Consider the following 22,074-nt stretch of genomic DNA (forward strand, 5'->3'; position numbering starts at 1 on the left):
CAACTTGCAACCCGCAACTTGTACTGACACAGGAGGAACATTAAGCTATGAGCATTAACGTATTGCTGGTGGACGACGAAGCTATTGATCTGGAGTGGATGCGCCGAAGAGTGCTTGCCAGCGGATTAAATATTACTGTAGTGGGCACGGTGAGCAGCGGTTTTAACGCCCTGAAAATTATGGAGGAAGCACAGGTCGATATTATTTTATCAGATATCCGGATGCCGATTATGACCGGAACCGAATTTGCTCGCAAGGCAAAGGCACTGAGTCCTAAGACCAAAATTGTGTTCATCAGCGGACATGAGGATTTCAGTTATGCCAAGGAAGCCATTGAGATTAATGCCTCGGGATATTTGTTGAAGCCCGTTCAGGATAAGGACTTATACGAAATGCTTGGCACACTGTGCAGCACAATGGAGCAGGAAAGGGAGCAGGACCGGTCTTTCACTGAAGCCCTGTCTCTGGTGAACAAGGAACTGCTTCTGCGCTGGTTCGATGAGGCATCTCCTGAACCGGTGGAGCCGCATCTTCGGAATCTTCTAACTCCCTTGCTGCAGAAGGGGGCAGCCGCAGCCATCGTGGAGATCGATGATCTGGAGTGGAAAATGCGGGATTGGTCCGAGGAAGATACCCGGAGCATCACGCGGCAAATTGCCGGGGTGATTAAAGACTTTGTCGAGATTTCCAAGCTGGGGATCTGGATTGCTGTACATCATACCCGGTTTGTCATTCTGTCCTCACTTCCGCAGGAGAGCTTTCTGAGTCTGCTGGAGGAATTAATCCGCAAGGTAGCCGATTCGTCTCCATGTACGGTGACTGTAGGTATTGGACAGTATGCAGAAGAAGAGGCTGGGTTGCACGGGTCATACCAACAAGCACAAGCGGCGCTTAGTGCAAAGTGGCTGCTCGGCAAAAACCGTCTGATCCGCGATACCATACAATCTTCTCCAAGGGGAACAGCCGGCGGGCAAATTGAACAAACGGTAGATCTGCTGCTGGAGGCTATCGTCCAGTATGATCTCGTTGCGATAGATGATCATCTCATGGTATTGTTCACGAAGGATCTTCCCGGTGCCGGTAGGAAGGAAGTCTACGAGCTGATCATCCGCATTACCTCGAAGCTTCATGCCGATCTTCAGCAGCAGAACGAGAATCTGTACGAGCTGCTGCAATGGGAATCCCATCAGCCGGATATCCTGTTCCAGTTCGAGACTATCCACGATATCCTGTCCTGGATGCGGCGCAGGTTCTTCGAGCTATCGGAGCTGCTATATGTGAAGCGGCAGCGGCAGAAGCGCAAGCTGATTGATGAGATCATGCGCTATGTGGAGGAGAATCTGGAGAAGAAGATTACCTTAAAAGAAGTAGCTGCTCATTTCGACTTCACTCCTAATTATCTGGGCTATCTGTTCAAGGAGGAATATGGGCTCCCCTTCAGTGAATACGTGAATGAACGCAAGACGAACCGGGTATCTGAGCTGCTTAGTGACCCGACCCTCAAAATCTATGAGATCGCCGAACGCATGGGCTACAAGAACATTATCTATTTTAACCGCCAATTCAAGCAGATCACGGGGATGACTCCGGGAGAATACCGTAAAAAGCATAAAATATAACCGTAAAAACGTTGCCCTGGCCGTTTTCTGACCCCGGGCAACGTTTTTGTTTTTTAATAAAGCATATGTTTCCACTGATCGTTGAAAAAGTATTACTTTTAGTTGATGGGCTGAATCCACACCAGGTAAGCGGTTCTCTATAATAAAGCTATAGAGAAAAGTGACATGGAAAGGGGATTCGAGATGAAAGAGAAACGACACGGATTCTGGGATGATGTGAAGAAGCACAAATCTTTGCTTCTCATGCTGACTCCTGCGGTATTGTTTTTCCTGTTATTCGCTTACGTGCCCATGGCGGGTATTGTACTGGCGTTTAAGCAATACAATTACACAGGCGGTATATTCGGCAGCCCTTGGAATGGACTGGATAACTTTAATTTCTTCTTTAATTCCGGTGACGCCTGGCGCGTAACACGAAACACGGCGCTGTACAATATTGCATTTATTGTTGTGAACAACGTGCTTCAAATCTTTGCGGGTATCCTGCTGTTTGAGGTTGCTGGCAAATGGTTCCGGAAGATTACTCAAACGATGCTGTTCCTGCCTTACTTCATTTCCTGGGTTGTAGTTGGAGCCATCGCGTACAACCTGTTCAACTTCGATGTGGGTACCGTTAATGTACTGCTGAAAGGCCTGGGCATGGAGCCGGTTGATATTTACAATACCGCCGCTTATTGGCCGGTTATACTCGTGGTTGTGTCTGCCTGGAAGACGCTGGGGTATGGTACAATCATGTATCTGGCGGCGATCACAGGCATTGATACAGAAATGTACGAAGCCGCCGAAATTGACGGTGCGAATATTTTCCAGCGAATTATGAAGATTACCGTTCCGAACCTGATGCCGACAGTGATCATACTGGTTCTGCTGGCTATAGGAAATATCTTCCGCGGTGATTTCGGGATGTTCTACAACATGGTCGGTAATAACGGTCTGCTGTTCTCGTCCACTGACGTTATTGATACCTTCGTATTCCGGTCGCTCACGACCTCGAATGAGATTGGGATGTCCGCTGCGGCAGGCTTCTATCAATCACTGCTCGGTTTTGTAACGATCATGCTGGCTAACTACGCTGTACGCAAATACGACAAAGACCGTGCCCTATTCTAGGAAAAGGAGGTAATGCCATGAGTACCACTACTGCAAAAATACAAAATACAAAAGTGCGCAAGCGTGTTAATACAGACCGTCTGCTTCTGTCGGTTATCGGATATGTGTCACTTACTATACTTGCTATATTCTGTATCTTTCCCTTCATCCTGGTGGTGTCCTCCTCTCTAAGTGAGGAGAGCACGATTATCGAGAAAGGCTTCCAGCTGATCCCGACTGATTTTTCCACGGATGCTTACAGCTTGCTGTTTAAATATCCGGCTGATATGCTCAGAGCTTATGGCGTGACGATATCCGTTACTGCCATTGGTACACTATTCGGATTGTTTCTAACCTCTATGACAGCCTATGTGCTGTCCCGGAGAGACTTTAAATGGCGTGGCCGCTTCTCCTTCTTCTTCTTCTTCACTACACTGTTCAGCGGGGGTCTGGTGCCCTGGTATCTGATGATCGTCAACTTCCTGCATCTTAAAGACACTTTGCTCGTGCTGATTCTGCCTATGATGATGAATGTGTTCTACATTATCGTCATGAAGTCGTTCATGAGCAGTATCCCGGATGCGATTACGGAATCTGCCAAAATTGACGGTGCGGGTGACTTCCGGATTTTCATGCAGTTGATTGTGCCTTTGTCCAAGCCAGCGCTGGCTACCATCGGCTTGTTCATCGCACTAGCCTACTGGAATGACTGGTATAATGCGCTGCTCTTTATTTCTAAGTCCGAGCTCATGCCGCTTCAATACTACCTGTACAAAATGCTGGGGAACATGGATGGCATGCGTAAAGCAATGATGGCTTCTGGTGCCGTGGTGAATTCCGATCTGCCTACAGAAAGCTTGAAGATGGCCATGACCATTGTGGCTACAGGACCTATCCTGCTCGCTTATCCATTTATTCAAAAGTATTTTGTGCAAGGACTCACTGTCGGTGCAGTCAAAGGATAAACCCGGGCAACCCGGTTATCAATATATTTCACACAATTATTAGTTTAGGGGGCACTATCTGTCATGACAAACAAGAAAAAGAAACTTACCGTTACACTAGCAACCATGATGACATTGGGTACAATCCTGAGCGCATGCGGTGGCGGCAATAACAGCAATACAGCTGCGGAAGCCACGAATGCCGGAGCAAAGGCTACAGAAGGGGCAGCTACAAATTCTGGCGCTCCGGATACCTCTAAAGAGGTTAAGCTCAAAATGCTTCTAGTCGGCGGCCAGCCTGGCGATTACGATAAAGTCTTCGGAGAACTCAACACCAAGTTGAAAGAGAAAATCAATGCAACCGTAGAAACAGAATTCCTTGACTGGTCCGACTGGACACAGAAGTACCCGCTGAAATTCGCAGCCAATGAAGATTTCGACCTTGTCTACACAGCGAACTGGGCATTTTATAACGATCAGGCACTCAAAGGTGGATTTCTGGAGCTGACGGATGACATGCTGTCCAAGTACATGCCAAAAACTTGGGAAGCTATGCCTAAAGTGAACTGGGAACAAGCGAAAGTGGATGGCAAGCTCTACATGGTGCCGAACAACAATGTTGAGGTTACTGACAAAGTTGTGTTGTACCGTGAAGATCTGCGCAAGAAATACAATCTCCCGGCAATCAACAGTCCAGAAACCTATGCCAATTACTTGAAGACAATTGCCAAGAACGAAAAAGGAATGAATGCTTTCGGAGCTAAGCCTGCAGATGGCTGGAAGTTCCATGAATTAGACCAAACCCTGCTCGAGCAGAACAACAACTTCAACCTGGTGGATGCAAACCTGCTGCCACTGGCGTACAAGCTGGATGATGCTACCGGCAAAGTATTCGACATTTATGACACACCAGAATTCACATCATTGCTTAAATACTATAAAGATCTGGCTGACAATGGCGCATGGTCCAAAAACGTAGTTAGCAATAAAAACGATGTATGGCAGGATGTTAAAGCAGAAAAGGTTTCCTCTTACGCCCATAACTTGGGTACAGTAGCGGCTAACCTTGCCGAAATGCGCCGCGACAAACCGGATGTAGAGCTGGGAATTGCCGACCTTACACCGGATAAGAAGAAAATCGCTGCCATTTCCACCCAGAACGGTATGTCCATCCATGCCACATCAAAGAACGCTGAACGTTCCCTGATGCTGATTGATCTGCTGCAGAATGACAAGGAAATTCATGACTTGACTATGTACGGTATTGCCGGAACCAACTATGTTCCTCAAGGCGATGACAAGTACACTGCTGGTCCTGCGGCTGCGAATTATACGGGCTTCTCCAACTGGGGCTGGAATTCCCCGCTGAACCGTCAAGATGCTGCATATCCGAAAGAAGCTGATGATATGTTCAACACTTGGCAGTCCAGTATCTATCACTTCCCGCTGGAAACCTTTGTCTTCGATTCCGCTAAAGTGAAGAACGAAGTAGCAAATATCGGAAACGTAATGCTGCGTTATGCGATTCCATTGGAATATGGTTTAATCGATGATGTTGAAAAAGGTCAGGCAGATCTAATCAAGCAGTTGAAAGCTGCTGGTATTGACAAAGTCCAGACTGAAATGCAATCCCAGATCGATGCTTTCCTGGCTGCGCAGAAATAATAATAGCTGAATAAGAGTGAAGCTTATGTAACGGCTTCCGGGCTGCTCCAAAGCATTAGCTTTGGAGCAGCTCTTATTTATTTTGAAAAGGAGCTGCTGAATATGGCATACACCATCCAAGCGGGCATTGCCCCGAAAGATATTTATCCGGCGACCCTGCGGCTGGGGGGAACCCATCCACAGGGAGACCGCATCAGCTTCACGAACTACTATATGGAGCTGAACGGCAAGCCGTATTTTGCCATTTGCGGGGAATTCCATTATTCCCGTTACCCGGAAGACTGCTGGGAGACAGAAATCCGCAAGATGAAAGTTTCCGGGATTAACATTGTCGCCACCTACATCTTCTGGAATCATCATGAAGAAATCGAAGGGGTTTTTGAATGGCGGGGTAACCGTAATTTGCGGAAATTCATAGAGCTGTGCGCGCTGAATGAAATATATGTTATCCTGCGCGTGGGCCCGTTCTGTCACGGGGAGGTCCGTAACGGCGGACTGCCGGACTGGTTGTTCGGGCGTTCCTTCGATGTGCGTTCCAATGACGAAGGCTACCTGAATTATGTCCAGAGGCTGTTCCATGAGATTGGAGCACAGGCAGCGGGGCAGATGTTCAAGGACGGCGGGCCTGTGATTGGCATTCAGCTGGAGAACGAGTTCAATGCCGCTGCAGCCCTGTGGGAGCTGACCGCGAACCAAGGTGATGAATACCTCAGCGGCGGACTTGGCGGTGAAGCTGGCTCCGAGCATATGCGTCTGCTTAAGCAGTATGCCATTGAAGCAGGAATGGTTGCACCGGTCTATACCAGTACAGGCTGGGGAGCTGCACCATTTTTGGAGGATGAGGTACTTCCTTTATATGGAGGATATGCTTATACACCATGGAGTATCAGCGAACAGAATCCGCATCAGAAGCCGACTCCAGAGTATGTATTCGTGAATTATCATAATGAAGCTGCCGGAACCGGTGAATTCAATCCTCCCTATCCCAAGACTAAATATCCGTTTGCCTGTTGTGAAATGGGCGGAGGGATGCAGACCTGGTACCTGTCACGGTTCCAGGTGGAACCGGAAAGTGTGATGGCGATGAGCCTGATGAAGATCGGGGGCGGGTGCAATTTTGTCGGCTATTATATGTTCCATGGCGGCACGAATCCGGTAGGGAGAACCGGTTACTTGAATGAGAGCACCACTCCAAGGATTACTTATGATTTCCAGGCTCCTATCGGAGAGTTCGGACAGATCCGTGATTCGGCACATCTGCTGCGGCCTTTGCATTATTTCCTGCGCCGGTTCGGAGAACGCCTTGCGCCAATGGCGACGGTTCTGCCGGAAGGTGCGGAGACCATCACTCCTGAAGACTCACATACGCTGCGGTATGCCGTCCGTACGGATGGCACAGCAGGGTTCCTGTTCGTTAATAACTATCAGGATCATGTAGTGATGGAGACTCATGAGGATGTCCGGTTTGCTATCCTGCTGACTGACGAAACGATTGAATTTCCAAGAAAGAGCTCACTGACCGTCCGTAAAAATGCCTCATTCATCTTTCCGTTCAACTTTGCGCTGGACGGGCTGAACCTGCGTTTTGCTACAGCCCAGCCGGTGACGTTGGTGGAGTCTGCAGAAGCGGCTACGTACTTTTTCTCCATGCCGGAGGGTGTGGACGGGGAGTTTCTGATTGATGCACAATCGGGCATTACATTCCTATCGGCAGATATCGGAACAGTCGAAAAAGGCCTTGATAATAAGTACATGGTGGTTATCCCGCATGATCGCTCAGGAATGATCCGGATTACACAGGACGGCGCACGGGAGATCCGGATTTATGCCATGCATGCCAAAGAAGCAGCTACACTCTGGGAGATGGAGGATGAGGGGCAGCAACGGATCATTTTCTCGGAAGTTCCGCCTGTACAGACCCAGGATGGCATTGAATTCTTCAGCAGCGGCCAGAGCAGCTTCTCCTTCCGGGAATATACCGGGAGCCCTGCTGCGCCTGCCCGGTGGACTACGGCGCGTACAGACTGCTCGATCGCGCAGCATAGCGGGGAATGGTTTCACAGCTTCGATCTGGAGCTGCCGGCTAAGGATATCCGGCTGGACCTCCGCCGGATCCATGACCACAAAATAGCGCTTCAGCTTCCCCGGGATCTCCTGGAAGGTGTGGATGAGGTGCTGCTAAATATCGATTACACAGGAAATGTCGGATATGCCTTTACGGCTGGTCAACTCTTTCACGATCATTTCTATAACGGTGCGCCATGGGAGATCGGCTTATCCCGCTTCAGGGATGTACTGGGAAGCGGAGAGATCATTCTCGAGACCACACCGCTGCGCAAGGGGGTAACGACTATAGCGGCAGATGCCGCGATGGCAGTCGAGAAGCAGTATAGCGGAGAGTCAACCGCTGTGTTCCACAGCGTTACGGCTGTTCCGGTGTACCGGGTGGCATTGCGAAAGTAGCTACAGGATATCAACCAAGAAGAATCAAAAAAGCACCGCCAAGGCAGGTTTTCCTTCCTTGGCGGTGCTTTTTGATTTTACCTATCAGCAGCTGCTTTCAGCCTTTTTCCTAATCAGCCCTTAACCGCGCCGGCTACAACGCCTTTGACGATATATTTCTGCAGGAAGATGAACACGATGATAGAAGGCAGTACGGCCATTACCATTGCTGTCATCGCATACTGCCAGTCGGAGGTATATTGTCCAACGAAGGTGTAGGCAGCCAGCGTCAAAGTTTTGGTATCCGGTGAGCCATTAACCATCAGGAGCGGGAGCAGGAAGTCATTCCAGATCCACATGACGTCAATAATAACAATGGTCGTCGTTACCGATTTCAGAAGCGGGAAGATGACACTGAAGAACAGCCGGAAGCTGGAGGCTCCGTCGATTGTGGCGCTCTCATCGATTTCCAGCGGAATGCCTTTTACAAAACCATGGTAGATGAACACGGCCAGCGGTGCGCCGAATCCCCAGTACAGCAGCCCCAGTCCCCAGGTGCTCTCGGAGAGGTTCAGGTTCTTGGCCGTTTGCAGTACAGTCAGCATGATCGACTGGAACGGAATCAGCATTGGCATGATGCACAGGAAGTAGATGATTCCGCTTACTCTGGATTTCGTCCGCGCCAGCTTATAGGCGGCGATGGAGGAGACGAATACGATACCCAGCAGACCAAGACCGGTAATGATGAAGTTGTTCAGGAACAATCTCGGATAGTTGATGAATTTCCAGACATACGAGTAGTTACTGAACGTCAGATGTTTCGGCAGCGCGATGACATCGGTCATGACTTCGCTGAAGCTTTTTAAAGAGTTGATAATCGTCAGGAACAGCGGATAAAGGAATAGAAGAGAGAGGATAACCAGAACCACTTCGAGAATGATCCGGCCTGCTCTGCTGTTGTTAGTTTTCATTATGCCTCAACCTCTCTTCGTTTGAAGACTGTCAGCTGGATGATCGTCACGACAAGCACTGCCAAGAACAGGATAAGCGCTTTCGCTGTGCCGTAACCGTATAGATTGTTCTGGAATGTATCCCGGTAAATATCATATGCGATACTGTAGGTGGTTCCGCCAGGTCCGCCGCCGGTCAGCGACAGAATCACATCGAACACCTTGATCGAGTTGGTTAGTGCCATGAACACGGAGATCGTGATGGATGGTGCAAGCAGCGGCAGTGTAATGCTGAAGAATCTGCGCAATGGACCGGCGCCGTCAACCGTGGCGGCTTCCTTAAGATCTTCAGGGACAGACTGCAGGCCTGCAATATAGATTACCAGGTAGAACCCGATCGACTGCCAGATCGAAACGCCTAGAATCGAGATAAATGCCAGCCCCGGTGTTCCCAGCCAACTGAGTCCAAACATTGACCAGCCTGTACTGTCACCCAGCGAGTTGAAGCCCTGCATGAAGATAAACTTCCAGATGAATCCGACAATAACAAGGCTGAGGATGTAAGGAATGAAGAAGGCCGCTCTCAGCCATGAGGTGGACTTCAGCTTCATATCGAGCAGCACGGCCAGCAGAATCGCCAGGACGTTGACAATCACAATATAGAGAATTGCATATTTTACCGTGAACCAGGCTGCATTGGAAAAGTTAGTATCGCCTGAGAAGATCATTTTGAAATTGTCCAGGCCGACAAATTTGGGATGTTTGGATATTCCGTTCCATTTTGTCATGGAATACCGGATGGTCATGATAAAAGGAATGTAGAACGCAACAGCGATACAGATTAGAACAGGGAGCGTGAACAGCCCGAAGTCTAATTTATCGCGCCATCTTCTGCCGAGTGTTTTTAACATGGATGCACCTCTTCTTGATTTATAGGGTGGGAGTCTTGAACTGGCTTGCCACACATCACCATTCCGGTTAGGCTATATTGTGTATTATAGAGCAGACCCCTATACTCAAAAATGGATTTAAGAGTACAGTTAGGGGTAAAAAGGTGAACTGAACATTTTCCCGTAAAGTCCGTGCAAGAAGGAGGAAGGCATCATTAAAAGAACCCTATACAAACTGCTTGAGCCTTTACTGGAGCGGATTTCGCGCCGTCTGGCGAACAAGCTGATCCTGCTCTTCACTATTATTATTATTCTCGTTGTGACCTCACTGACGTTCATCTCCTACGGGATGCTGCGCAAAGAATCGGTGAACAGCAGTATCTCCAGCACCCGGAACAACCTGCTCCTGGTCGGACGCAATCTGGAGAGTTATCTGGACGGAATCGGCCAGCTGTCACTGCCGCAGATCTCCTATGATGAGTTCAATTACGCGATCCTGCATGAATCGGGGGACTATGCGTCCAAAATGTATGTAGAGGCTTATTTGAAGAATCTTTATTTTTCGAGAAATGATCTGGAAGCCATATACCTGTACGTGATCAAGGAGCACAAATATTATTATGTCACCAAGGAGAACTACAATATTACCGTCCGGGTGGCACCGCACCCGTCAATCGAGAATCTTTCGTGGTACAACCGTGCGCTGGACAGCCCTTTTAACCGCTCTTATCAGTCCTTTGTGATGAAGCGGTCGGCTGAGGAGAGCAGTGGCGATTACCCTGTCAATACGGAGAAAAGCTTCATGGGTTATCACCGGCTGCTTCGTTCGATTGTGACCCGTGAGCCACAGGCTGTGCTGTCCCTGTATTTCAATTCCAGTGTCACAGATGAGATTATGAAGGATATTCCCTTTAATGAAGGGGAGCATCTAATGTATGTCAGTCCGGACAATGAACCGTTTGTGGTGGATGACCGTGAATTTGTTCTTAAGTCTGAAAAGGCGGGGCTGCTTAAGAAGCTGACTCCGGCCCAAGGCGGACGTTTGACCTGGTCGGACAGCGGGCAGAAGTATCTGGTCATCTATGACATCAGCCAAAAGGAAGGCTGGAAGCTCATCAAGCCGATTCCCTACAAGCAGATCTATGAAGCGGCAACGACAACGCGCCAGTTGAGTTATTCGATCGGCTTGCTCTTTTTGATCGTGTCCGTCATTCTCGTCAGCTTCACTTCCAACAAGATCACCAGTCCTCTGAAGCACCTCTCGCTGCAGATGAAACGCTTCAGTACCGGCAGCTTTGATGCCAAAGCAGTTGTGGAGGGCAGTGACGAGATCGCCTACCTGTCACGCCACTTCAACAAGATGGTAGAGAACACGAATGAGCTGATTAATGAACGCTATAAAATGAAAATTGTCGAGAAGAACGCCGTGCTCAAGGCGCTGGAGGCGGAGATCAATCCGCATTTCCTCTATAATGCCCTGCAGGCGATTTCCACCAAGGCACTCAAGAACAACAATGATGACATTGTTGAGATGGTTGATAATCTGGCACTGACCTTAAGATACTGCATCAGCGGCAGAGATGTGGTCCAGGCACGGGAGGAGCTGAAGCATATCGAACGTTATCTGGCCCTGCAAAAAGCCCGATTCGGCAACCGGATGCAGGTGGAATACGACTGGAATGACAGCCTGCTCGAACTGAGAATTCCCAAGCTGTCCATTCAGACGCTGGTGGAGAACTGTATCAAGCATGCGCTAGAGAAAGTATCCAGTACGGTTACTATCCGGATTGAAGCCCGGATAACGCCTGAGTACAGCATAATCTCCGTACTGGATAACGGACCGGGTATAACAGAAGAACGCCTTCAGCAGGTAATCAGCACGCTGCAGGTTCAGTGGGATGACAGCGGCGTAGAGTCAGCAGAGGAAGGTTATGCGGAGAGCATAGGCCTTAAGAATCTAAATACGCGCTTGAAGCTCTTATATGGTGAAGAAGCCGGGCTTAGCATTGCCAGTGATGAGCATGGAACACAAATGGATATGCGGTTACCGCGGGGAGGGCTGGGACAACATGTATAAAGTTCTGATTATTGATGATGAAGAGCCGCTGCGCGAAGCGATCAATATTCTTGGAGATTGGAAGGGCCTGGGTGTAGATCAGGTACTGGAGGCAACGGACGGGAAGATGGGTCTGGACATGCTTCGCAGTCATAAGATTGATCTGGCCCTGGTGGATATGAAAATGCCGGAGCTGAACGGGAGCGAACTGCTTAGAATTGTTGAAAGTGAATTCCCTGATCTGCTGCTGATTGTCATTAGCGGCTACAATGATTTTGAATATACCCGTCAGGCTATCCGCTCCAAGGTTGTGGATTATCTGCTGAAGCCGGTCAACCGTGCGGATCTGAACAGTGCGCTGCGCAAGGCAGTCGATGTGCTTGAGGCCAAACGCAAGAAGGAGAGCGAGTTCATCAACCGCAACATCACCTTAAATATGTCCCTTCCGAAGCTGAAGGAGAAAATGTACCTGTCGATCATTGAACGCAGCTTCAAGAACCAGTCCAATGAGGCATTTCTGCCGCTAATCGGTGCGGACAAGCCCGGTAATCACTTTACAGTAGGGGTTCTGCGGATGCTTAATCTGGAGCATGTGCGCCATAACCGGTTCCATGAGGACCGGGATCTGCTGCATTTTGCCGTCACCAATGTGATTAACGAGAATAGCGACGGTCATTTCGAGGCTTTCAGCTTTGCCAGTCCCCGGAGTGAGCGGGAGTTTATCGCTATTTTCACCTTACAAGGCAGTTATGCGGAAGATGCGGCATTTCTCTCGCTTCATCATATGAAGAAGGCGGCTTCCACGCTGAAGGAACTGTTCGGGATAATCTGTGCCGGCGGGCTTGGGCAGCCTTATAGCGATTGTCTGGAGATTGCGCAGTCCTATGAGCTGGCTACAGCTGCACTGGATGGGATCGATCTGCTGAGCCTGAAGGGCAGCGTAGTCTCGAATATGGGATATACCAAGCCAGCCGCCAAGGACAGCCCTTCTCTTACAGGGCGGATGCCGCTGATCCGCAGCAGCCTGGAGAGCGGGAATGTGAATCATGCCAAGAGTATACTCAGCGATTTTACGCACAGGTGGAAATCCTCGGAGCAGTTCAGCCTTGGTGAAGCGGACCGGACCATACAGGAGTTTATTATTTTGCTGGGGGATATTGCCCTGGAGCTGGATGCTGTCCCGGAACGTCTGCGCAGTGGAAGGCGCCAAGGGCTGCGGGGGCTTGGCATTGGCAGTGATTTCGCCTCTTTTGGAGAGTTCGAGGTAGTCCTCAGCAGTATTCTGGATGTCTATGCCGGAGAAATCAGCAGATCGCTGGCCGGAGACCGGAGCAGTGTGCTGGAAAATATTAAAGCATACATTGATAACCATTACTTTGAGAATATTAAAATATCGATGTTCACGGATAAGTACTTCCTGAGCAGAGAATACTTGATGAAGCTGTTCAAAGGCCAGTATGGATATGGCATTCATGAATATGTGCAAAAGGTGAGAATGGACAAAGCCAAAGATCTGCTGTCGGACCCCGCTCTCAAAATCCAGGATATCTCCGAGAGGCTGGGCTATAAGGACAAGAACTATTTCAGCAAGGCGTTCCGCAATTACTATGAATGTTCACCTACTGAATTCCGGCTGCTGCTCGCAGAGGGAGAAAAGTGAAACGGTTACATCAGCCCACTTTTTTACCCTCATAAGATCACTTATGTACATTCTTATCCTTTTTCTTTTTATTTAAAATAACACCAAGACCACAAGAAACATGAGGAAAAGGGGGCAACACATCATGAAGGTAAAGAAAATTATGGCACTATCCGCGAGTCTGCTGCTCGCAGGGGGACTGCTGGCCGGTTGTGGCGGGAATAACACCAATAATGCCGCTAACAACACAGGTGGAGCTAATAAGGGAGCTGATACAGCAACCGATTCATCCAAACCTGTGACCATCAATATGTTCACCGCATCTCCCGAGTACACGGATGCTTTTAATGCCTATATCGCTGAATACAAAAAAGTTAAGCCGAATGTTACCATCAACCTGGAAATCATGCAGGCCGACTACAATACGGTCCTCAAATCCAAAATTGCCGCAGGCAGCACTCCGGACGTCTTCCAGACTACGGCTGGCGGAGATATCGACACCTTTGCTGAATATAGTGCCGATCTGACCAATGAGCCGCTGGCATCTGCAATGACCGATGCGGTCCGCTCCAATATGTCTTCCTCTGACGGCAAGGTTCTTGGACTTCCGGTCAAAGGCAACCTGTTCGTACTGATGTATAACAAAAAGCTGCTTGCTGATGCAGGTATTACCGAAGTTCCAAAAACCACCGCCCAACTGGATGATGCGATTACCAAGCTCGAAGCCAAGGGAATTACGCCTTTTGCCAATGCTTATAAAGAGTGGTGGGTCTGGAAGCATATCTTCCAACACTTCGTGGATGCAGCAGCTACGGATGCCGGGATGGATGCTAAGACACTTGTAGGCAAATTCATCGCCGGAGATACTACCTTCAAGGATCATCCTGTACTGTACAACAATTTCTTTAGCTTCATCGACACCACGGTAAAACACGGAACGGACAAGCCGCTGGAACGCGACAGCAATGCGGAAGTCAGTGACTTTGCTCTTGGCAAGGCGGCATTTATGACGGGTAAAGGCGCATGGGATGAAGAAGCCATCAAGAAAATTACCCCTGACTTTGATCTCGGAATCACAGGATATCCAGTCAGTGACAAAGCAGAACAATCCCAGATCATTACCGGTGCTGACCAGGCGCTTCGCATTAACAAGGATTCCGCTGTAGCTAAGGAAACCATTGAATTCTTCAACTGGCTGTATACTTCTGAATACGGCAAGAACTGGTTCTCCACAGTGGCAAAGGTAATCCCTCCAATCAAGGATGCTCCAATGCCTGACCTGCAAATGCCTAAGGAAATGGAAGAAATCCTCAAAACCGAGAAATCCGGTGACCTGTCGGTTAACTACTCGCTGGATACCTTCCACCAGAAATTCGGTGAACTGATGCAGGCATATATCGGCGGCAGCAAAACCAAAGATCAGGCCATCGATGAAATTCAGAAAGCCTGGATTCAATTCGGATCGGCTGAACAATAAGATAGATATCGATTCCATCCCTGGACGGCTCTTGAAGGTAAGATTTCATTTACCGGATAAGCCGTCTTTTTTATGTAACACAGATCTCGGGGCGGGAAGCACTAGTGGCTTGACGTAACTGCGAGGAATGTTTGGATTTCCGGCCGCTGCCGCGCCTCCAATTCCAAAGTTCCCCTCCGTTACTTCATCACTTTGCACCTTTTCATAAAATCTATATCCAAAACAAAGGAACAACTTATAATTAGGAGAGACAATAACATTTGTCAGGAGGCCAAGTTATATATGGACAGCAGGCTCATTGAAATTGCCGAAAACGGACTTTATCTTACCATCGAAATTACAGAGCAGCAGGATGTCCGGCTGCTGCATTTTGGCGCAGCTCCATTGCAAGATGGAGTGATCGCAGAGAAGAGCAAACCGGGGTTCCGGTTACTGGAGCTGCAGCTCTCAGGGGAAGACCGGGATGAATATCACGGGCGCACGCACCGCGCGTCTTACCCGGGGCTGCGGATGGAATATGCCGGTCATAAGGACAGTGTAAATGCGCTTGGCCGCAAGCTTGAGATTAGTCTGGTTGACCCTGTAACTAGAGTTAGAGCTGTGCAGCATCTTCAGTTCTATACCGGCGTGCAGACCGTCCGCTGCTGGACGGTGCTGAAGAATGAAGGGGCTGATATAGCCTCCGTTGAATATCTCTCGACCTTTGCGCTTACTGGAGTAGATAAGGAAGGCAGTGGAGACCGTAACGACAAAATGGAGGTCACCCTTGCTCACAGCGGGTGGCAGAGTGAGCTGCAGTGGCGGACTTACCGGCTGCCGGAGCTTGGTATGTCCCATCTGGCTGATCGTGGCTCCAAGCGTATCGCCGCCAGCAACACCGGTTCCTGGTCGGCGGCTGAGCTGCTGCCGATGGCTGTTCTGCACAATAAGGAGAGCGGGACTAGCCTGTTCTGGCAGATAGAGCATAATGGCTCTTGGCACTGGGAGCTGACCGATCAGGTCGACCAGCTCACGCTGCTGGTCAGCGGACCTACCGAGCATGACAACCACTGGTGGCTGAAGCTGGCGCCGGGAGAGGAATTCACCTCGGTTCCGGTAGCTGTCGGGGCAGTGCAAGGCGGCTTCCAGAGTGCGGCGGAACAGCTTACAGCCTACCGCCGGCTGATCCGCCGGCCGAATGAGGACAACGAGCTGCTGCGGATTATTTTTAATGACTATATGAACTGTCTGTGGGGCAGCCCGACAACAGAGAAGCTGCTTCCTCTGATCGATGCGGCTGCCGATGTCGGCTGTGAATATTTCTGCATCGACGCCGGTTGGTATGCACCCGGGGAGTGGTGGGATGGAGTAGGGCAGTGGCAGCCTTCCGCCGAACGTTTCCCTGAGGGGATTAAGTATGTGCTCGATTATATCCGCAGCAAAGGGATGATTCCCGGCCTCTGGCTGGAGCTTGAGGTCATGGGAATCAACAGTCCGAAGCTGGCTGAGACCGATGACAGCTGGTTCTTCATGCGCCACGGTAAACGGGTCAAAGATCGTAGCCGTTATCAACTGGATTACCGGAATCCTAAGGTGATTGCTCATGCAGACGGAGTCATCTCAAGATTAGTGGAGCAATACGGTGTGGGTTATATTAAGATGGACTACAACATCAATGCAGGCATAGGAACAGAGACGGATGCCGACAGCTTCGGCGATGGACTGCTGCAGCATAACCGGGCTTATCTGGCCTGGTTGGACAGCATTTTTGCCCGCTATCCGGATCTGGTGATCGAGAACTGCTCCAGCGGCGGCATGCGAATGGATTATGCCATGCTCAGCCGGCACAGCATCCAGTCCACCAGTGATCAGGAGGATTATGTGCAGTATGCGGCGATTGCCGCAGGCTCGCCGGCAGCCCTTACGCCGGAGCAATCGGCCGTCTGGTCCTATCCGCTGCGTGAAGGCGATGATGAAGAGGTCATCTTCAACATGGTTAACGCTCTACTGCTCCGTGTGCATCAGAGCGGCCATCTGGCGGAGCTTGAGCCCCGGCGCAGAGAGCTCGTGAAGGAAGCCTTGGATTATTACAAATCTATCCGTGCCAACATTCCGCAGGCGCTGCCTTTCTGGCCGCTGGGTCTGCCTGACAGTGAAGGCGAATGGGTCTGCCTTGGCCTGCACCATGGCAGTACCCGCTATCTCGCGGTCTGGCGGATAGCCGGAGATGCAGCAGCAGTTAAGCTTTCGATTCCCGGGCTGCAAGGTCAGGCTGGAGAAGTACGCTGTGCTTATCCTAAGCAGCATCATTCGGAGTGGAGCTGGGACAAGCAAGGTGGTGTGCTGACCGTCTCGATCCCGCAGGGCAAGACCGCCCGCCTCTTTGAGATTCACACCTGACAATATGACAAACATTCATAGATATTGAATTATTGAAATATTGAATTACTGAATTACCCTCTGGCTGCTGAGAAGATCTCACTGTTGCCGGAGGTTTTTTTTATTTTATGACTGTTTCTATTTAGTTGTGTGTCCGGTAGATTAATTTTGTAAAAATAAAGAACTATTCATGGGCGAGGTTTTTGGATAAAATGGTGGATGAACTAATATTTTGTCGAATTAACCCTAAACTTTGTCGAATATTTTGTCGATATATATCAAAAGATGTAGAAATAAAATTGACAGGAAAGAAATAGAACTTTACAATGCAGATATAGGGTTAATCATTTCTACTATTTAGAAGCTTTGATAGCTTTTAACACCAACACATATGAAGTATTATTTTGAGGGAGGATGTATAGTAATGAAAGCAACAGGAATTGTAAGAAAAGTGGATGAACTGGGACGTATCGTAATTCCGATTGAACTACGCAGAACGATGGGAATTGACATAAAAGACCCGCTCGAAATTTTCGTTGATGGTGAAAAGATCATCCTCAGAAAATATGAACCTACCTGCATCTTCTCCGGCAGTGCGGAAAATCTCATCAACTTCAAAGGCAAAATGGTCAGCAAAGATGTTCTTGACGAATTGATTGCCAGCTTCGATCACGTATAAACCGGCAACGGGCTTCATAGAGCTTTGAGCAGCAGGGACTGGAGGGCGTACACCATTATGGTGTTTGCCTCCAGTCCCTTTTCATTGACTGAACAGCCGCTTACCGTACGTAGACAACACCTGCTGCCATCCTATATCATAGGGCATAGTAAGAAGTATGACTGCCAACAGAAGGCATTAAATACAGAAACATACATTTGAAGGGCTGGGATACCTCATGAGTACGAAATTGAAGAAGCCGGAAGCGATCATATTTGATATGGATGGGACGTTGTTTCAGACCGAAAGTTTGCTGTTGCCCGCTTATCATAAAATGTTTGATGTGTTGCGGGAGGAGGGTCTATATTCCGGGCCTACTCCGCCGGAGGAACGGATTCTGAGCAGCCTGGGTATGCTGCTGTCACAGATCTGGAAGAATGTGATGCCGGATGCCGATGAGGCTGTGCACCGCCGTGCAGACGAACTGCTGCTTCAGCTCGAGATTGAGGGACTGGAGGCAGGCGGTACCCTGCTGTACCCCAAGGTGACCGAGACCCTTGCAGCACTGCATAAGCGCGGAGTCAAACTGTTCGTAGCGAGCAACGGGCTGAAGGATTACATTGATAGCATTGTTGTGGTGCATCAGCTGAAGGAGCTGTTCGAGGGTCTCTATAGCGCAGGCGGGCAGGGCACTGCTACCAAGACCGAGCTGCTGCGCATCCTGCTGGATGATCACGGCATAAAGGATGCCTGGATGGTCGGTGACCGTTCCTCCGATGTGGAGGCTGGCAAAGGCAACGGACAGACTGTGATCGGCTGCGCTTATGCTGGGTTCGGACGCCAGGATGAACTGAAAGGATCGGATGTAATCATCTCCGCTTTCGATGAGTTGATCGGCCTTTACGATAACAGCATGGAGTAGGTCCTGTAATCGAAGGGAACATATATATCTATCAGAGCCACATCAACACGGGTGTCACTTCTGCCGTATAATCCGGCAGGAAGGACACCCGTGTTGACGTTTGGAGAATGAAACTATGATGGAGAAAAATATATTTTTTATAGAATGAACAATTCTGCCTACTTCATAGTCTTTTCTCTATATAGACCTGAGAGGAGACATACAGATGAAACGTATCATAGAATCAGTAATGCAGCGCGCGACGATTATTATAATTGGTGTTGTGCTTATTTTAGCCTGGGGGGCGGTATCCGCCTATCAAATGCAGAGAGATTATCTCCCCGGGATCAATAACACCACGCTGATGGTATCCCTGCGGGCATCCTCCTTCCAGGCAGACCAGATCAAACGTGATATTACCACCCCTTTGGAGGAGGCTATCCGCAAGACGGACGGACTTACCAATCTGGAGACCACCTCCTACGATGGCGGGCTTCTGATGAATCTGTATTATCCGATGGATTACAATATGGAGCAGGCGGAGAATACACTGAAGCAAGCGTTGAACAATGCGGACTTGCCGGATGGAGTTAACAAGCCGGTGGTCACCCGCTTAACCTCAAGTACTTTTCCTATTCTAAGTTACAGCCTGACAGCGAAGAGTGGTCAAATCGATGATCTGACTCTGCAATCGTCTCTGCAGACGGATATTGTTAACCAATTGAAATCCGTGCCCGGAGTGGCGGATGTGCAGACGGTCGGTGGTGCGAATAAGGGATATGTCGTTGCACTCCGCATGAAGGATCTGGTGGCTAACGGCCTGTCCGTGGACGATTTCAACAAATCTATTGTATTGGATCTCCCCACCCTGCAAGGCAACATTGCCAATGTCAAAGCTTCCTTTCCTATTCGAATAGAAGGTTGGGATCTCACGGAACAGCAGTTGAACAACCTTGCCATCAAAAATAAAGACGGGGATAGCGTCCCATTATCGGCAGTTGCCTCCGTAAACCGGTCGCTGACAGATGTCAAAACCGTCTCGCGAACCAATGGCAAAGCCAGTGTGCTTATTAATGTCATCAAGACACCTACGGCAACCATCACGGATGTGGCTAAGCATGTCAAAGAACGTGTCTCCGGAATTTCCGCTGTAAAAAGCGGTGATGTATCGATGAATTTGCTGACGGACCGTGCGCATGACTTGAATAACTCCTTGAAAGGGCTGATTCGTGAGGGTCTGCTGGGCTGCCTGTTCTCCATGCTCTGCGTATTATTCTTTTTCCGCAATGTGCGGTCCACCCTTCTGATTGCCGTATCGCTTCCTATTTCGCTGCTGGCTACAGTGGCAGTGCTCAAATGGATGGGAGTTACGCTCAACATCCTCACCGTATCCGGGCTGATTGTAGCCATGGGACGGATTGTGGATGATGCAATTGTAATTCTGGATAATATTTACCGACGGGTACATGAAAATAAAGACAAGCCTGTGCTTCACGTCTTGGCTTCTGCAGTAGTGGAAATGCTGCCGGCTATATTCGCTTCTACGGCGACTACTGTTGCCGTCTATGTTCCGATTGCATTGGTGGGTGGCATCATCGGCGCTTCTTATTCAGGCTTTGCCTGGTCTGTAGTTATAGCACTGGGGGTATCGTTCCTGGTTGCCATGCTGGTCATTCCTTCCTTTGCTTTTATCGGCTGGAGAGAGCCGAAGACCCAGGCTGTCACGCTCGAACCCTTGATGAAGCCATTTCTTTTGAACGCTTTGAAGCACAAAAAGATAGTTATTAGTCTCTCGCTCCTCCTCTTTATCGTCGCCGGTCTGTTCGCTGTACGGCTTCCGTTCAGCCTGTTACCCAGCACGGCCAGCGGTCAGGTTGCGGTCAAAGTGGAGCTCCCGAAAGGAACACCGCTATCGGAAGTAGATAAGGAGGTTAAAGCCGTAGAGGATGTTCTGCATGCCAACGGTGGAATCGCCTCCTATTCAGCTACCTTCGGTTCTTCGTTCACGCCACAGGCTGACGATGTATTTGACCAAGGCGGCGGATTCATTCAGCAGCCCAATGTCGCCAATCTTTCTATCCAGTTAAAAAACGTCAAGGCAGTCAATACATTCATACCTGCTTTACAATCGGATCTATCGAGCCTATCTGATCGGGCAGCCATTACGGTAACCAACCAGAACATTGCAGGCGATGATTCGACAATCAAAATCATGCTGATGGGCGCAGATGAACAAACCCTTGAGAAGGCTGCTGATCAGGTCCGAACCAAACTGGTCGATATCCAGGGGCTTAGTGTTTCGGGGAAGACGGATATGACAAACGGCATTCCGAAGTTTGCCGTTGTCATGGATCGGGAGAAAGTACAGCAGGCGGGCATTAAAGAGGCTGATCTGAATAACCTGCTGAAACGGTACATGACCAAAGGGAAGGACTTTGATATCATGACGTCGACAGGAACGGGTATCCTTCCGGTAGACGTATATATTGATCCTGTTCTAACGAACGTTGTCCATGAGAAGTCATTGCCCGTCTATACGCCAGAAGAGGTACTGGCATCATTGTCTGCGGAGACACTTGCCGGCAGCAACGGGCAAATGTACCGGCTTGATCAATTGGCCTCCGTTCAGAAAAGCGATGCGGTCTCGTCCATTCAGGAACGCGACGGCCAGCCGTTCGCTGTGGTGAGTGCACAGATTATTTCCAGTGACATGAGTAAAGTGTCTGATACGGTAGATCAGACGTTGAAAGAGATGCAGCTTCCGGACGGCGTGACCTACTCCCTTGGAGGCATTACCCAGCAAGTCAAGCAGATGGTTCTAGAGATGGCTATAGCCGTAGTTGTATCCATACTTCTAGTTCTGCTCATTACCAGCTTTGTCTTCAAGGGCTGGAAAGCACCGTTTGCCGTATTGATCAGCATTCCGCTGGCCTTATCCGGTGTGGTGATCGCTTTGTATGGGGTCCATGGCCAGTGGAATCTCGCCGCATTGATCGGGATATTGATGCTTACCGGTATCGTAGTGACCAATGGAATAGTTCTCATTGATACCATTGAACGCAACCGTAAAGAGGGAATGAGCCTCCGGGGCTCGGTAATTCAGGGAAGCCTGTCCCGGGTACGGCCGATTATGATGACAGCAGGCACTACAGTGCTTACCTTGATTCCCCTTGCCTTATCCCACAGCGCCGATACAGTCATCTCCCAGGTATTGGGCATTGTAGTGATCGGAGGGATGATTACCTCCACCCTTAACAGCTTTGTGGTCATCCCGATTATCTATGAATGGATGCAGGGCAAAGCAGCCCGGAATGCCAACGGCTCGGCGAATGGAGAAACGGTCTAATTGTTAATGGAGAAGTACACACTATAAGGAAGAGGAGGGG

14 protein-coding genes are annotated in these 22,074 nt (G+C 49.4%); 12 read left to right on the forward strand and 2 right to left on the reverse strand.

Annotated elements, in window-relative coordinates; all coding sequences use genetic code 11:
• Positions 1 to 47 precede the first annotated feature (47 nt).
• The 5 genes from ACAN54_RS22590 to ACAN54_RS22610 all read left to right on the forward strand — a co-directional run bounded on the left by ACAN54_RS22590 (position 48) and on the right by ACAN54_RS22610 (position 7,780).
• On the forward strand, positions 48 to 1,619 hold the full coding sequence (locus tag ACAN54_RS22590) for a response regulator (RefSeq protein WP_379160829.1): 1,572 nt from the start codon (positions 48 to 50) through the stop codon (positions 1,617 to 1,619).
• Between the two features lie 183 nt (positions 1,620 to 1,802).
• A complete protein-coding gene (locus ACAN54_RS22595; protein ID WP_379160832.1) occupies positions 1,803 to 2,729 on the forward strand; it encodes an ABC transporter permease in 927 nt (308 codons plus the stop codon).
• A 17-nt stretch (positions 2,730 to 2,746) separates the two neighbouring features.
• The gene (locus ACAN54_RS22600) at positions 2,747 to 3,673 is read left to right on the forward strand and encodes a carbohydrate ABC transporter permease (RefSeq protein WP_379160835.1); all 927 of its coding nucleotides are present in this window, start codon (positions 2,747 to 2,749) and stop codon (positions 3,671 to 3,673) included.
• A 63-nt stretch (positions 3,674 to 3,736) separates the two neighbouring features.
• Positions 3,737 to 5,317: an ABC transporter substrate-binding protein gene (locus ACAN54_RS22605; protein WP_379160838.1), complete on the forward strand. Its 1,581-nt coding sequence runs from the start codon at positions 3,737 to 3,739 to the stop codon at positions 5,315 to 5,317.
• A 102-nt stretch (positions 5,318 to 5,419) separates the two neighbouring features.
• Positions 5,420 to 7,780: a beta-galactosidase gene (locus ACAN54_RS22610; RefSeq protein ID WP_379160841.1), complete on the forward strand. Its 2,361-nt coding sequence runs from the start codon at positions 5,420 to 5,422 to the stop codon at positions 7,778 to 7,780.
• Positions 7,781 to 7,893: 113 nt separating this feature from the next.
• On the opposite strand, the gene ACAN54_RS22615 is transcribed toward ACAN54_RS22610, so the two are convergent.
• On the reverse strand, positions 7,894 to 8,730 hold the full coding sequence (locus ACAN54_RS22615; protein ID WP_379160844.1) for a carbohydrate ABC transporter permease: 837 nt from the start codon (positions 8,728 to 8,730) through the stop codon (positions 7,894 to 7,896).
• Entirely contained in the window at positions 8,730 to 9,620 is an 891-nt protein-coding gene (locus tag ACAN54_RS22620) for a carbohydrate ABC transporter permease (RefSeq protein ID WP_379160847.1), read from the reverse strand. Before ACAN54_RS22620 ends, ACAN54_RS22615 begins: the two co-directional genes overlap by 1 nt.
• 298 nt (positions 9,621 to 9,918) lie before the next feature.
• On the opposite strand from ACAN54_RS22620, the gene ACAN54_RS22625 reads away from it, so the two are divergent.
• The 7 genes from ACAN54_RS22625 to ACAN54_RS22655 all read left to right on the forward strand — a co-directional run bounded on the left by ACAN54_RS22625 (position 9,919) and on the right by ACAN54_RS22655 (position 22,034).
• Entirely contained in the window at positions 9,919 to 11,676 is a 1,758-nt protein-coding gene (locus ACAN54_RS22625; protein ID WP_379160850.1) for a sensor histidine kinase, read from the forward strand.
• Positions 11,669 to 13,315 carry a response regulator transcription factor gene (locus tag ACAN54_RS22630; protein WP_379160853.1) on the forward strand — a complete coding sequence of 549 codons (1,647 nt, stop codon included), beginning with the start codon at positions 11,669 to 11,671 and terminating at the stop codon, positions 13,313 to 13,315. The genes ACAN54_RS22625 and ACAN54_RS22630 overlap by 8 nt, the downstream gene beginning before the upstream one ends.
• Positions 13,316 to 13,439: 124 nt before the next feature.
• The gene (locus tag ACAN54_RS22635; RefSeq protein WP_379160856.1) at positions 13,440 to 14,771 is read left to right on the forward strand and encodes an ABC transporter substrate-binding protein; all 1,332 of its coding nucleotides are present in this window, start codon (positions 13,440 to 13,442) and stop codon (positions 14,769 to 14,771) included.
• A gap of 282 nt (positions 14,772 to 15,053) precedes the next feature.
• Positions 15,054 to 17,150 (forward strand): glycoside hydrolase family 36 protein, encoded by a 2,097-nt coding sequence (locus ACAN54_RS22640; protein WP_379160859.1) that lies wholly within the window; start codon positions 15,054 to 15,056, stop codon positions 17,148 to 17,150.
• A 403-nt stretch (positions 17,151 to 17,553) separates the two neighbouring features.
• Positions 17,554 to 17,808 (forward strand): AbrB/MazE/SpoVT family DNA-binding domain-containing protein, encoded by a 255-nt coding sequence (locus ACAN54_RS22645; RefSeq protein ID WP_231575410.1) that lies wholly within the window; start codon positions 17,554 to 17,556, stop codon positions 17,806 to 17,808.
• Positions 17,809 to 18,025: 217 nt separating this feature from the next.
• The gene (locus tag ACAN54_RS22650; RefSeq protein WP_379160862.1) at positions 18,026 to 18,709 is read left to right on the forward strand and encodes an HAD family hydrolase; all 684 of its coding nucleotides are present in this window, start codon (positions 18,026 to 18,028) and stop codon (positions 18,707 to 18,709) included.
• 205 nt (positions 18,710 to 18,914) lie between these two features.
• A complete protein-coding gene (locus ACAN54_RS22655; RefSeq protein WP_379160865.1) occupies positions 18,915 to 22,034 on the forward strand; it encodes an efflux RND transporter permease subunit in 3,120 nt (1,039 codons plus the stop codon).
• Positions 22,035 to 22,074: the final 40 nt, after the last annotated feature.

This window comes from Paenibacillus diazotrophicus (genome assembly GCF_042610465.1).

Coding starts and splice junctions, on each gene's coding strand:
- ACAN54_RS22650 (WP_379160862.1), top strand. CDS start 18,026: ATGAGTACGAAATTGAAGAAGCCGGAAGCGATCATATTTGATATGGAT.
- ACAN54_RS22590 (WP_379160829.1), top strand. CDS start 48: ATGAGCATTAACGTATTGCTGGTGGACGACGAAGCTATTGATCTGGAG.
- ACAN54_RS22610 (WP_379160841.1), top strand. CDS start 5,420: ATGGCATACACCATCCAAGCGGGCATTGCCCCGAAAGATATTTATCCG.
- ACAN54_RS22630 (WP_379160853.1), top strand. CDS start 11,669: ATGTATAAAGTTCTGATTATTGATGATGAAGAGCCGCTGCGCGAAGCG.
- ACAN54_RS22655 (WP_379160865.1), top strand. CDS start 18,915: ATGAAACGTATCATAGAATCAGTAATGCAGCGCGCGACGATTATTATA.
- ACAN54_RS22635 (WP_379160856.1), top strand. CDS start 13,440: ATGAAGGTAAAGAAAATTATGGCACTATCCGCGAGTCTGCTGCTCGCA.
- ACAN54_RS22600 (WP_379160835.1), top strand. CDS start 2,747: ATGAGTACCACTACTGCAAAAATACAAAATACAAAAGTGCGCAAGCGT.
- ACAN54_RS22620 (WP_379160847.1), bottom strand. CDS start 9,620: ATGTTAAAAACACTCGGCAGAAGATGGCGCGATAAATTAGACTTCGGG.
- ACAN54_RS22640 (WP_379160859.1), top strand. CDS start 15,054: ATGGACAGCAGGCTCATTGAAATTGCCGAAAACGGACTTTATCTTACC.
- ACAN54_RS22615 (WP_379160844.1), bottom strand. CDS start 8,730: ATGAAAACTAACAACAGCAGAGCAGGCCGGATCATTCTCGAAGTGGTT.
- ACAN54_RS22605 (WP_379160838.1), top strand. CDS start 3,737: ATGACAAACAAGAAAAAGAAACTTACCGTTACACTAGCAACCATGATG.
- ACAN54_RS22645 (WP_231575410.1), top strand. CDS start 17,554: ATGAAAGCAACAGGAATTGTAAGAAAAGTGGATGAACTGGGACGTATC.
- ACAN54_RS22595 (WP_379160832.1), top strand. CDS start 1,803: ATGAAAGAGAAACGACACGGATTCTGGGATGATGTGAAGAAGCACAAA.